The organism is Pseudoalteromonas sp. TAE56, assembly GCF_000497955.1.
Lineage (GTDB): Bacteria > Pseudomonadota > Gammaproteobacteria > Enterobacterales > Alteromonadaceae > Pseudoalteromonas.
In genome coordinates, this window is sequence record NZ_AUTN01000145.1 from 1 (window position 1) to 13,573 (window position 13,573).

Below are 13,573 nucleotides of genomic sequence, written 5' to 3' on the forward strand. Positions count from 1 at the left end.
AGGGTGTGTATATTGTAGGAGAGGTTTTAACCTCGCTTTGGTAACGTTAAATTACAAGAGCGCGAAGTAAATTCGCATCGATAGGGTGTGTATATTGTAGGAGAGGTTTTAACCTCGCTTTGGTAACGTTAAATTACAAGGGCGCGAAGTATATTCGCATCGATAGGATATATATATTGTAGGTGAGGTTTTATACCTCGCTTTTGGTAAAGTTAAATTACATGTGCGCGAAGTAAATTCGCATCTACAGGGTACATATATTGTAGGTGAGGTTTTATATGTCGCTTTTGTAGGATTAAATTACATGTGCGCGAAGTAAATTCGCATCTACAGGGTGGCATATATTGTCGGTGAGGTTTTATACGTCGCTTTTTGTAGGATTAAATTACATGTGCGCGAAGTAAATTCGCACCTACAGGGGGCATATATTGTCGGTGAGGTTTTATACGTCGCTTTTTATTTTATATAAATACAATCCCAGTAAGGGTATGAAGCAATTTTATCGACAATTTTAGCCCGCAAAGGATTAGCAATAATATATCTAGCATTGTTTAGTAAATCATTTTCATTTCTAATCATGTGATCATAGTAGTTACGTTGCCATAATTTATACATACCTAAATCGTCACGGGTTACTTTAGAGCAACGGCCTTTAAACAACTTAATTACGTCTGATAGTGCTTTTTTATTTCCTAATTGAATTAGCCAATGTATATGATTTGGCATAATTACAAATGCTATTGTTCTGGCTGCTTCTTGCGTTTCTATCTTTTTCATTTCTGTGATTATTAATCGATTAATATCCATAGAAATAAATATGTTTTCTCTTTTGTGCGCCACTAGTGTGATTGAGTAAAATCGATTTGTTAATGATACTCTGCCTTTTCGCAATAAATCTGAACGATACATTTTACGGGCCTTCAGTACTTTTGTTTAAAGGTAGCAGAGGTTTTTAAAATAAGAGAGCGCGAAGTAAATTCGCACCTACAGGGTATATATATTGTAGGAGAGGTTTTATACCTCGCTTTTGGTAAAGTTAAGTTAGATGAGCGCGAAGTAAATTCGCACCTACAGGGTGTATATATTGTAGGAGAGGTTTTATACCTCGCTTTTGGTAAAGTTAAATCACATGTGCGCGAAGTAAATTCGCATCTATAGGGTGGCATATGTTGTAGGTGAGGTTTTATACCTCGCTTTTAATGAGGTTAAATAACATAAGAATGAAGGTAATTAGCATCTACTACTTGGTGTATATTTCAATATGTTCATCCTTCTCTTACTTATATTATTCTGCAAAAAATATTTAGTAATATATTCGATATTACACTCTAGCTAAAGTCTTTTAGCTAGAGCCTAATTTATAACTCTGATAGAATCATTTTATTACTTATTAACTAACCTTAAAGGATTAATATGAAAATTGCCGTAGTAGGTACAGGCTATGTAGGCCTTTCTAACGCTATGTTGCTAGCACAACACAATGAAGTGGTCGCATTAGATATAGACGAACAAAAAATAGCGCTATTGAATGATAAAAAATCACCAATAGTTGATACCGAAATTAGTGAGTTTTTAACACGTAGTGATTTAAATTTTACAGCGACTACCGACAAAGTAGCAGCCTATAAAAATGCAGATTTTGTAATTATTGCCACACCCACTGATTACGATGTTGAAAATAATTACTTTAATACAAACTCTGTAGAGGCTGTAATTAAAGATGCTACAGCGCATAACCCAAATGCAGTTATGGTCATTAAATCGACGGTACCTGTTGGTTTCACGCAAGGTATAAAAGAAAAACTCGGCATTAATAACTTAATATTTTCGCCAGAATTTTTACGTGAAGGTAAAGCACTACACGATAACTTATACCCATCACGTATTGTAGTTGGTGAGCAAAGTAAGCGTGCAAGTGTGTTTGCAAGCTTACTTAAGCAAGGCGCTATAAAAGAAGATATTGAAGTACTGTTTACCGACTCAACTGAAGCTGAAGCTATTAAGTTATTCTCTAACACCTATTTAGCAATGCGTGTGGCTTATTTTAATGAGCTTGATAGCTACGCTGAAGCTCATGGCTTAAACAGTAAGCAAATTATACAGGGTGTTAGTTTAGACCCTCGCATAGGTAGCCATTACAATAATCCATCGTTTGGTTACGGTGGTTACTGCTTACCAAAAGATACTAAGCAGCTACGTGCAAACTATGCAAATGTACCGAACAATATTATTGGTGCTATTGTTGATGCTAATACTACACGTAAAGACTTTATTGCAGACTCAATAATTAAACGCAGCCCTAAAGTAGTTGGTGTGTATCGTTTAGTAATGAAAACAGGGTCTGATAACTTTAGAGCCTCTGCCATCCAAGGCATTATGAAGCGCATTAAGGCGAAAGGTATTGAGGTTGTAGTTTACGAACCAGTACTTGAAGAAAATGAGTTTTATCACTCACGTGTCATTAAAGATTTAAATGAGTTTAAGCAAATATCTGACGTTGTTGTGTCTAATCGTATGGTTGAAGAGCTTAGCGATATTGCTGACAAAGTTTATACTCGCGACTTATTTGGTAGTGATTAATAAACAAAGGCTAAAGATTAAAGATTAAAGATTAAAGATTAAAGACTAAGTTATAAGTTAAAAACTTAAGCAGATTTATATTAGGGGGCGTTGTGCAGTTTGAGAACTTAAATGTATGGCAACGCTCTGCCGATTTAGCTTGTGAAGTTTTTATTTATTTTAAGGCAAGTAAGCAATTTGGTTTAAAAGATCAAATTACACGCTCTGCATTATCAATTTCATCAAATATTGCTGAGGGTTATGAGAGAAAGACAGCTAAAGATTACTGCCGTTTTCTCTCTTACTCTAAAGGTAGTTGTGGTGAGCTTCGCTCACAAATATATATTGCCTTAAAAATTGGAGAGGTTGATACAAAAACAGCAGAAATCTGGATAGAAGAGTCTAGGCAGTTATCAAAAATGATATCTGCCTTAATGAAAACTATTGAAACTTGGGATTAGGCTTTTAGTCTTCAACTTTCAACTTTCAACTTTCAACTTTCAACTTTCAACTTTCAACTTTCAACTTTCAACTTTCAACCTTCAACTTTATCAGCTTAAAGATTAGGAAATTATGAAATATTTAGTAACAGGTGCGGCTGGTTTTATTGGTGCGGCAACATGCCAAAAATTGTTAGCGGCGGGCCATGTAGTAGTCGGTATTGATAACCTTAATGACTATTACGATGTAAATTTAAAACTAGCTCGTTTAGCGCAGTTTGAAAGCCATGAAGCATTTACATTTATTAAGCTGGATATAAGTGAGCGCCCAGTAATGAGCGAGCTATTTAAAACACAGCAGTTTGATAAAGTAATACATTTGGCAGCACAAGCCGGTGTTAGGTATTCAATAGAAAACCCTGATGCTTATGCCGATTCTAACTTAGTAGGGCACTTAAATGTGCTTGAAGGGTGTCGTAATAATAAAGTTAAGCACTTGGTTTATGCTTCATCTAGCTCTGTATATGGTTTAAACGAAAAAACACCGTTTGAAACAACCGACAGTGTTGATCACCCAGTGTCGTTTTATGCTGCTACTAAAAAAGCGAATGAGCTAATGGCGCATAGCTATTCTCATTTATATAGTTTACCTACAACAGGCTTACGCTTTTTTACCGTTTATGGCCCATGGGGTCGCCCAGATATGGCACCGTATATTTTTACTAAAAAAATACTTGCCGGCGACACTATTGATATAAACAACAATGGCGATATGTGGCGTGATTTTACTTACATTGATGACATAGTAGAAGGTGTTGTTCGTGCTGCTGATGTTATACCTGCTGCAAACCCAGATTGGAGAGTTGAAACTGGTTCGCCAGCTTCTAGCTCTGCTCCGTATGCGGTTTATAATATTGGCCACGGTAGCCCAATAAACCTAATGAAGTTTATTGAAGCCATTGAAGCTGAACTAGGTACTGAAGCTAAAAAGAACTTCCGTGAAATGCAAGCCGGCGATGTTTATAAAACTTATGCTGATACTACAGACTTATTTAATGCAACAGGCTATAAAGCGCAGGTTGGGGTTAAGCAAGGTGTGAGTGAGCTTATTAAGTGGTATAAAGACTTTTATAAATAAAGGTTACAACTTGTAAGTCATTTAAAAACACTGTTTCAATTTGAGACAGTGTTTTTTATTGGCTTTTAATAAAGTTAAGTTAGATGAGCGCGAAGTAAATTCGCACCTACAGGGTGTGTATATTTTGTAGGTGAGGTTTTATACCTCGCTTTGGTAAAGTTAAGTTAGATGAGCGCGAAATAAATTCGCACCTACAGGGTGGCATATTGTAGGTGAGGTTTTATACCTCGCTTTGGTAAAGTTAAATTACATTAGCGCGAAATAAATTCGCACCTACAGGGCGGCATATATTGTAGGTGAGGTTTTACACCTCGCTTTGGTAAAGTTAAATTACATTAGCGCGAAGTGAATTCGCACCTACAAGGTATTAAAAATTAGCAAATACACCTAACCTAGCAAATGTTTCCCCGTATACATCCTTTCCTTGATACAGCTCAGCTCCCCAACTTTTAGCACCCATTATTGGTTTGCCTAATTTCCGCGTATAAGCTGTTTGTAACTCATAACTTGTTTTATAACCATCACGTTTATTTTCAAGCATGCGAATGGTGGTATTTAAGCTTTCTATTTTACTCAATTGCCAATGCCAATTTACGCTCATTGATTTAGCCGGAGTGTAGTCGGTGTAGTCATGTTCATCGCCCGCCCAATGGCCAATTACATTGCCAGAATTTCGGTTACCATCTAAGTAAATGCTATTCTTGTACCAGCTTTTTTGCCAGTTACTGTGCTCAAAACGTAAACTGTGGTTGTTAGCAATAAAAGGTAAATATAGCCCAAAGCTATATGCATTATTGCGAGAGCCACCTAATGTGTCTTCAAGTGCTACTTCACCATATAACTCATAAGGAAGCGCGTATATACTGTTATTATATGCAAATGTTATAGAGCCTAGTTGATCCCCAAGCTCAAAGTCTGCATCAACTTCATCCGCATCTGAGCGAGTTATATTATCTTTGCTCCCTGGAGTAAAAAAACCTTCAGCAAAGTCTTTTAAAGTAACTGTTCGAGGGCCGCCACCAAACTGCATTAAGCGGCTTAAACCTATTGTCAAATTATCGGTTGCAGCAAAACTAGTGTGCAAGCCAAATAAATATGGCTTACCTGGTTTGTACTCACGAATAACACCTGTCTGCTTAGTGCTTTCAAGAATCCCACGTTGCTCTGTCATTTTACTAATAAACATATCGTAACGAATATTAAAGCTGGTTATTGGCTCTACATTACTAAGCGTTATAGAAGGCGTTGTTTTAGCGTGTGTGCTTAATAGCATGGCACTGTCGTTAAAAGGTGAGTACCAATGTTCGCGGTAACCTACATCTAACTGCGCGTATTTATTACCAAGGTAAAAAAAACTTTGTGTAGGCAGTATTTCGTCTTCGTTGGCTATGCCTGCAACACTTACACCAAAGTAACGCCCGAAGTTAGCGTAAGCGCCGCCTTCAACTATCAAGTTGGTTTTAGTGGTTTGGCCGCGTTGGTTCGGCAGTGTTTTATCTTTTGTGCCAGCAGCAAGCGTTACTTTTGCAAATGTACCCGCATCGCTTTGAATATAAGGGCTAAGTTGGTACGAAAGTGTTTGATATAGTTCTGGGTAAGTATGCCTAACCGTTTGCAGCACTCTATAAATATCGTGAGCTTTATAAGGCTTGCTCATAATATGTGTGTTTTTACTTACGGCTAAAAGTCGTTGTACTTGGTGCTCAAGTTCTGGGGCTTGATTTAAAGGTAAATAAGGTGACACGCCACCTTTAGCAACAGCATTTGCACTGACTGCCATCCCGATAAACAGTGATATTTTTTTGAGCATAATTATTCCGTTAGCAAAAAATTTGTTTAAGTAAAAACGTTAACGCGAGGTTAGCAATAAACGCCTAAGTAAGGAAGAAAAAAGCGATATATTAGTGGTTAGTAATTGGCGTATATAAGTTGTGGGGAGGTTTTATATCTGGCTTTGGTAAAATTAAATTAAATTAAATTACATAAGCGCGAAGTGAATTCGCACCTACAGGGTACATATATCGTAGGTGAGGTTTTATACCTCGCTTTTTATTTTATATAAATACAATCCCAGTAAGGGTATGAAGCAATTTTATCGACAATTTTAGCCCGCAAAGGGTTAGCAATAATATATCTAGCATTGTTCAGTAAATCATTTTCATTTCTAATCATGTGATCATAGTAGTTACGTTGCCATAATTTATACATACCTAAGTCGTCACGGGTTACTTTAGAACAGCGGCCTTTAAATAACTTAATTACATCGGACAGCGCTTTTTTATTTCCTAATTGAATTAGCCAATGTATATGATTTGGCATAATTACAAATGCTATTGTTTTAGCTGCTTCTTGCGTTTCTATCTTTTTCATTTCTGTGATTATCAAACGATTAATATCCATAGAAATAAATATGTTTTCTCTTTTGTGCGCCACTAGTGTGATTGAGTAAAATCGATTTGTTAATGATACTCTGCCTTTTCGCAATAAATCAGAACGATACATTTTTACAGTCTTTCAATACTTTTTATTAAAGGTAGCAGAGGTTTCAAATTAAGAGAGCGCGAAGTAAAGTTAGGTTAGATGAGCGCGAAGTAAATTCGCACCTACAGGGTGTGTGCATGTTGTAGGTGAGGTTTTATACCTCGCTTTGGTAAAGTTAAGTTAGATGAGCGCGAAGTAAATTCGCACCTACAGGGTGTGTGCATGTTGTAGGTGAGGTTTTATATATCGCTTTGGTAATGTTAAGTTGGATGAGCGCGAAGTAAATTCGCATCGATAGGGTGTGCATGTTGTAGGTGAGGTTTTATTACCTCACTTTTGGTAAGGTTAAATTGGATTAGCGCGTAGTAAATTCGCATCGATAGGGTGTGTGTATGTTGTAGGTAAAGTTTTACATCTCACTTTTAAAGTCCTGATAAACAAAAACCCCGATGGTACATTGTACCATCGGGGTTTTTTAATCGTTTTAGTAAACTTAAACTTTAAATTCGTCTACCGATAAGCGAAGCTCTTCAGCAAGTTTTGCTACTTCTGAACTTGAGATATTAGTTTGGTTTGCGCCTTCGGCTGTTTGCTCTGCGATGGCTACAATCGACTCAAGGCGTTCGCTAATTTCTTGTGCTACTTGTTGTTGCTCAAGTGCTGCGGTCGAAATCTCTTCACTTACGTCGTGGGCTTGCGAAACCGCAAATGTAATTGAATCAAGTGCGCTACTTGCTAGGTCGGTTTGCTCAACACACGATACAGCACGTTGTTTACCTTTACTCATTGCCGTTACTGCAGCTTCTGCACCTGTTTGTAGCGATTCAATCATTGATTGTATCTCTTGGGTCGACTCTTGAGTTTTACTCGCTAGAGAGCGTACTTCGTCTGCTACAACCGCAAAGCCTCGGCCATACTCACCTGCACGTGCAGCTTCAATTGCGGCATTTAATGCAAGTAGGTTAGTTTGATCCGCTATGCCGCGTATTACATCTAATATGCTGCCTATTGATGCGCTATCTTGATGCAGTTTATTAATTACTTGTGAAGCGTCGTCTACTTCACGTGCTAATTGCTCAATCGTGGCTTTGTTGTTATTCGAAATACCTTTAACGCGTTCAGCTTCTTTATCCGCATTTTTAATTTCGCTAAGTGCTTGTTGAGCGCTGTTGCTAACCGTTTGCGATGTACTGCTCATTTCGGTTGTTGCGGTTGCGGCTTGTTCAACTTGTGCTTGTTGGTTGCGAATTGCTTGGCTTGATTCTGAGGTAATGGCCGATGTTTGCTCTGATGCAGCTGCAAGTTGAGTGGAACGCGAAATAATACCTTTAATTAGGCTGCGTAGGCTGTCAATTAGCGTGTTACAGCTTTTAGATAGTTCGCCAAATTCGTCTTTAGCGCTGTCGTCTAAACGTTGTGTCATGTCGCCACTGGCAACAATATCTAAAATTCGGTTAACTTCAGCAAGTGGTTTAGTAATGCGGCTAACAGTAATAATAGCAATCGCTACAGCTAAAAGGGTGGCTATAATCATACCAACCCACGTCCATAAGTTTGCTGAGTCTACGTCGCTGCGTACGCCTTGCTGTAATTTAAACGCAACATCACTTGCTTGATTAACTAACTCATCAATTTGGTTAAGTGCCATTTTGGTGGCTTGCTCTGACTGGGCAAGCTCTGATTGCGTAAGCGTAATCGAGTCAATTAATCGTTTTTTGTTTGCAGCTAAACCGCTGCTACCTTTAATATTGTTTTCTAAAGTATCAACATACTCTTTTAAGCTTGAATATAAATCGCTGTGAGTTTGCTCAATCGCAGGTTTAATTAATGCAATAGTACGCGTTACTTCTTCTAGGTAATAAGTTTGCTCGTTTTTAACAATATCGAGAGTATTAAGCGTTTTAACGGTTAGCATATCAGTGCTGTTGCTTACCACCGACATAAAGTTGTTTTCTAAATTGTTTGCAGCTTGATAAGCGCGAGGGTGGTTTTGTTCAAACCCGTCAATGTCGGTAATATCGAGTACAACAGAGTTAGCATCTTCTGCACTTAGTTCTATATTTTCTAATTGTGCTTTTAATGTTTTATTTAATGCTAGCTGTTTGCTTTTATCTTCTAATAAGTTTTCAACGGTGCTTAAAAAGCTTAAGTAGGTTTTTTCTACGTTTTGGCTACTTTGATTAAGCGTTGCATCATTTTTTACTACGTCTTGAAGTTCACGGTGCAGCGTGTTGAATAATTGTTTTTGCTCAAGGACCTGTGCTTTTATTGGCGCAAGCTCATTGGCGGATGTCGTGTAAAAGCTAGCTTGAGCGGCTTTACTCATTAAAATAAATTCGGCTTGTAGCTCAGAGCTTTTATTTAATGCAGGGAGTGATAGTTGGTTCACTTTTTGAGTGGAACGGTCAATATTTGCAATTTTTATTAAGGAGTTACCACCAATTATTAATAATAATAGTGTGATAAATATAAAACCACCCCAAATACGTTGGCTTACTGTCAGGTTCATAAGGTTTCCACTCAAAAGTACTTCAATTAAAACTTATCGGCGTTTGTACCAATAAGTTAAGTAATTAAAATCAATTACTTTAACTAATTTTAACTATTAATTTATAAATCTAACAGATGTATTGTTTTTTTTCAGTTTATTTAGACGAAAGGTGGGATTTTTCTACAACAACTTTTTTTGTACTTAGCTCCATTAGGGTCATGGTGTTACCCCATACACAGCCTGTATCTAAGGCGTGAACCCGTGGATTATCTGTCCTACCTTCAAGCGCGGCCCAGTGGCCAAAAATAATATCGTGTTTAGTTTTAGCTATATTAGGATGGTTAAACCAAGGGATTAGTATTTGACTATCGGTTATTGCACCCTTTGCATTAAGCTCGAGTTTGTTATTATTTGTTAAAAAGCGCATGCGGGTAAAGTAGTTAACTATGTATCTAAATTTTTCAAAGTCATCAAGGTTGCTTGACCACTTTGCAGGGTGAGGTTGATACATATGTTCAAAAAATGCTTTCGCGTTATTTGATTGATAACAGCTTTGTGCAAATTGCGCGTGCTTTAGTGCATTTTCAATGGACCAATCGGGGTTTAATCCTGCATGAGATATAAAACAGTCATGTTTCATAAGCTCTAAGGCCAATGGTTGGGTTTGTAAAAAAGCGATGTAATGCGCTAATTTTGGGCTTTCAAATATTGGGTTTAGTTTATCTTTTGGATTGGTAGGTTTGTTAAGAAAGTAGCAGGCAACCATGTGGAGGTCGTGATTGCCTAAAGTGATGGTCATGCTATTTTGATGTTGGTAAATATAGTCTAAGCAGGCTAGAGAGTCTGGCCCGCGGGCAACTATGTCGCCAACTAAATAAAGGTGATCTTTGCTTGGGTTAAAATCAACCCGTTGCAAAAGGGTGTTAAATTCACTAAAACACCCTTGTAAATCACCTATCGCATAATCTGCCATCTAAGTGCTTAATGCAAAATGTTAGGGCAAGCCAAACGAAACACATTAATAGGCGCCTGAAACTCAGAGCCAAATTCGTTGCGTAACGTGTAATGGCCTTGCATAGTGCCTACAGGTGTATCTAAAATTGCACCGCTGGTGTATTTATAGCTTTCGCCTGGGCCAATGTCTGGCATTTCGCCAACAACGCCTTCACCTTCTACTACTACTTCTTTGCCATTTGCATCGGTAATTAACCAATAGCGGCTCAGTAATTTTGCACTACATAAACTATGGTTTTTAATTGTTACCGAGTAAGCAAATACGTATTTTTCAAGCTCAGGTTGAGATTGACCCTCTACGTAAAATGTTTCTACAGACACCTTTACAGGCGATCCAATATTACTGCTTGTTGTCATAAATCCAGTTAGCTATATCAATAAATTGTTGTAAAGATAAGCGCTCAGCACGCAGCGTTATATCAATGCCAATGCTAGTAAGCTCTTCAGCAGTTAGTAAATTACCTAAACTGTTGCGCAGTGTTTTACGGCGTTGATTAAAGGCTTCTAAACACACTGTGTTTAATATTTTAACGCTTTTTGCTGTACGTTGCTCTGGCTTCTTAGGTATTAAACGTATAACAGCAGAGTCAACTTTTGGCGCTGGTTTAAAGCACTCAGGTGGTACTTCAACAACCGGCATTGCATTACAGTAGTATTGAGTCATTACGCTTAAACGGCCAAATGTTTTACTACCTGGGCCTGCTACCATGCGTTTTACTACTTCTTTTTGAAGCATAAAGTGCATGTGCTCAATATGATCTGAAAATTCAAAAAGATGAAACAATAACGGTGTCGAAATATTGTAAGGTAAGTTACCAAACACTTTTAATTTTTTGTCATCGCGAACCAAGCTTGCAAAGTCAAACGTCATTGCATCGCCTTGGTTAACGGTTAATTTAGGACCCAAAAATGGATGTTCAATTAATCGTTGCGCTAAATCTTTATCTAATTCAACAACCGTTAAATGGCCGCTTAAATCAGCTACTGGCTCAGTAATTGCGCCAAGGCCGGGGCCAATTTCTACTAAGTTGTCTTCTGGTTTAGGATCGATCGCAGAGACTATTTTATCGATAATAGACTCATCAAATAAAAAGTTTTGCCCAAAACGCTTACGAGCGCGGTGTCCTAAATGTACTTTATCGGTCATTGATTTTGTGCTTTTTCTTGGGCGAGCTTAATTGCTTCGCGGATCGCTAATTCAAAACTGCCAACGTCAGCTGTACCAGTCCCTGCTAAATCGAGTGCAGTACCGTGGTCAACTGATGTGCGGATAAATGGTAAGCCAAGGGTAATATTTACCGATTTACCAAATCCCTTGTATTTTAGCACAGGTAATCCCTGATCGTGATACATAGCAAGCACTGCATCTGCTTCAGATAGGTATTTATCTTGAAATAAGGTATCGGCCGGTAGTGGGCCAATTAAATTCATACCTTCGCTTCTAAGTATCTCAAGCGTTGGTGTGATTGTTTCTATTTCTTCACGGCCTAAATGGCCATCTTCACCGGCATGCGGATTTAAGCCACACACTAAAATACGTGGTTTTTCTATACCAAACTTAGTTTGTAAGTCGTGATTTAAAATACCCGCTACTTTAGTTAAGCGCTCTGGTGTAATGGCACGCGATACATACGCAAGTGGAATATGCGTGGTTACAAGTGCAACTCGTAAGCCCTCTGTTGCAAGCATCATAACTACATCAGCAGTATTTGACTGCTGTGCAAAATACTCAGTGTGCCCGCTAAATGAAATACCCGCTTTATTAATTATGCCTTTGTGAACAGGGCCCGTAACAACAGCATCGAAGGTGCCGTCCATGTTTTTTTCACTTGCTATGCGCAAGGTATCTAACACGTATTGTCCGTTACCGTCGTTTAGTACGCCAAGTTCTACATCAGTACCTAAATCAACTTGGTGAATATACAGGCTGCCAGCAGGTGCTACGATAGCGGGTGCATTATCATCAAATTCAATTAAGTTTATTGTTAGGCCCAAATGTTTTGCACGCTCTTTTAACAGCTTGCCATCGGCAATTGCTACAAGTTGAGCATCCCACGCTTGCTGAGCAAGCGTGAGTAGCAAATCTGGGCCAATACCGGCAGGTTCACCCGGTGTAATAGCAATTCTTAGGGTCATATTTATTGGTCTATAGGGAAAATTTCAACGTGAGCTTGCTCGCGCATTTCTTGCTGCCAGTTAAAACTTTCTTCCTTAAATTTACGGTTAAACAACATACCGTGAGCACGGTTACGTTTAGCTAGCTCAGTTTTATCAGCTACACGTTTACCAAGTAACTGAACAATATGCCAACCAAACTGTGTTCTAAACGGTTCGCTTATTTCGTCTTGCTTAAGAGAAAGCAGAGTATCTTTAAACGCAGGTACGTAAGTTGTTGGATCAGTCCAATCGTATTCGCCACCTTTAAGTGCAGAGCCTGGATCTTCTGAGTATTCTTTAGCTAACTTGCCAAAGTCGGCAGTTCCTGCGCGTAAATCTTTTGCAAAGCCAGCAAGCATAGAGCGTGCTTTTTCTTCACTTAAAATAATCGAAGGTTTAATTAGTATATGGCGTGAACGCACTTCTGTTGTTTCTACAACTTGTAGGCCACGAACATCTTGTACTTTAATGATATGAAAACCAGCACCAGAGCGAAGAGGGCCAACAATAGCGCCTTTCTTTTGGCCTTTTACTGCTTCAGCAAAAAGCGATGGCATTTCGTTAATGCCCATGTAACCAAGCTGTCCACCTTCAAGTGCTTTAGAGCCGCTTGATGATGAAATAGCAATACGCTTAAATTCTTGGCCATCGTTTAGTAGCTCAATAACTTTATCTGCGCGTGTTTTTGCGCCAGCAATTTCGTCAGCGTTCGCATCGTTAGGGATATCTATTAAAATATGACCAATGTCGTACTCTTCAGCACTTTGACCTTGGGTTTCCATAATTTTTAAAAGGTTATCAACTTCTTGCTCGCTAATATAAATACGGCGATCGACACTTGCACGTGTTACTTGCTGCGTTGTAATTTCTTTACGAATTTCTTCACGGTAAGCTTGAAAGCTTTCGCCCGAACCTTCAATAGTACGGCGTAAATCGGCAATTGTTCCGCCTTGCTCTTGTGCCATGCTTGCAAGAGTTTGATCTAGTTGACTGTCTGAGATTTGTAACCCCATACGGTCAGCCATTTGTATCATAAGGGCTTGATTTACTAAACGCTCAACGGCTTGTACACGAAGAGTTTCGTCTTTTGGTAATTGCTGGTTTTGTTCTTCGGCTTGCTTTTTAACACGATTAATAATGGTGTCTACTTCGCTTTTTAAAATTACGCCTTGGTTTACAACGCCAATAACTTTATCTATTTCTACTGGTGCGGCCATTGCACTTTGACAAAGGCTGGCACTTAAAACTGCTGATGTTAATAATTTTTTTAAATTCATATTCTTTTTACTACTC

Annotated in this window: 12 protein-coding genes; 3 read left to right on the top strand and 9 right to left on the bottom strand. The window is 38.4% G+C overall.

Going from position 1 to position 13,573, the window contains the following annotated elements; genetic code table 11:
* Positions 1–456: 456 nt before the first annotated feature.
* The gene (locus tag L656_RS0118540) at positions 457–909 is read right to left on the bottom strand and encodes an REP-associated tyrosine transposase (protein WP_024600305.1); all 453 of its coding nucleotides are present in this window, start codon (positions 907–909) and stop codon (positions 457–459) included.
* A 504-nt stretch (positions 910–1,413) separates the two neighbouring features.
* On the opposite strand from L656_RS0118540, the gene L656_RS0118545 reads away from it, so the two are divergent.
* The 3 genes from L656_RS0118545 (at position 1,414) to L656_RS0118555 (ending at position 4,137) form a co-directional block, all read left to right on the top strand.
* Complete coding sequence (locus tag L656_RS0118545; RefSeq protein ID WP_024600306.1) at positions 1,414–2,580, top strand: nucleotide sugar dehydrogenase; 1,167 nt, start codon at positions 1,414–1,416, stop codon at positions 2,578–2,580.
* A 92-nt stretch (positions 2,581–2,672) separates the two neighbouring features.
* Positions 2,673–3,020, top strand: coding sequence for a four helix bundle protein (locus L656_RS0118550; protein ID WP_024600307.1), 348 nt, complete (start codon positions 2,673–2,675; stop codon positions 3,018–3,020).
* A gap of 112 nt (positions 3,021–3,132) precedes the next feature.
* Positions 3,133–4,137, top strand: coding sequence for an NAD-dependent epimerase (locus tag L656_RS0118555; protein WP_024600308.1), 1,005 nt, complete (start codon positions 3,133–3,135; stop codon positions 4,135–4,137).
* 367 nt (positions 4,138–4,504) lie between these two features.
* On the opposite strand, the gene L656_RS0118560 is transcribed toward L656_RS0118555, so the two are convergent.
* The 8 genes from L656_RS0118560 to surA all read right to left on the bottom strand — a co-directional run bounded on the left by L656_RS0118560 (position 4,505) and on the right by surA (position 13,557).
* The gene (locus L656_RS0118560) at positions 4,505–5,947 is read right to left on the bottom strand and encodes a capsule assembly Wzi family protein (protein ID WP_024600309.1); all 1,443 of its coding nucleotides are present in this window, start codon (positions 5,945–5,947) and stop codon (positions 4,505–4,507) included.
* A 239-nt stretch (positions 5,948–6,186) separates the two neighbouring features.
* A complete protein-coding gene (locus tag L656_RS0118565) occupies positions 6,187–6,639 on the bottom strand; it encodes an REP-associated tyrosine transposase (protein WP_024589803.1) in 453 nt (150 codons plus the stop codon).
* Positions 6,640–7,111: 472 nt separating this feature from the next.
* A complete protein-coding gene (locus L656_RS0118570; protein ID WP_024600310.1) occupies positions 7,112–9,127 on the bottom strand; it encodes a methyl-accepting chemotaxis protein in 2,016 nt (671 codons plus the stop codon).
* Between the two features lie 136 nt (positions 9,128–9,263).
* On the bottom strand, positions 9,264–10,082 hold the full coding sequence (locus L656_RS0118575; RefSeq protein ID WP_024600311.1) for a symmetrical bis(5'-nucleosyl)-tetraphosphatase: 819 nt from the start codon (positions 10,080–10,082) through the stop codon (positions 9,264–9,266).
* Between the two features lie 8 nt (positions 10,083–10,090).
* Entirely contained in the window at positions 10,091–10,480 is a 390-nt protein-coding gene (apaG, locus tag L656_RS0118580) for a Co2+/Mg2+ efflux protein ApaG (protein WP_007585091.1), read from the bottom strand.
* Positions 10,464–11,270 (bottom strand): 16S rRNA (adenine(1518)-N(6)/adenine(1519)-N(6))-dimethyltransferase RsmA, encoded by an 807-nt coding sequence (gene rsmA / locus L656_RS0118585; protein WP_002960838.1) that lies wholly within the window; start codon positions 11,268–11,270, stop codon positions 10,464–10,466. The genes apaG and rsmA overlap by 17 nt, the downstream gene beginning before the upstream one ends.
* Complete coding sequence (pdxA, locus tag L656_RS0118590) at positions 11,267–12,259, bottom strand: 4-hydroxythreonine-4-phosphate dehydrogenase PdxA (protein ID WP_024600312.1); 993 nt, start codon at positions 12,257–12,259, stop codon at positions 11,267–11,269. Before pdxA ends, rsmA begins: the two co-directional genes overlap by 4 nt.
* Before the next feature lie 2 nt (positions 12,260–12,261).
* Entirely contained in the window at positions 12,262–13,557 is a 1,296-nt protein-coding gene (gene surA / locus L656_RS0118595) for a peptidylprolyl isomerase SurA (RefSeq protein WP_024600313.1), read from the bottom strand.
* Positions 13,558–13,573 lie beyond the last annotated feature (16 nt).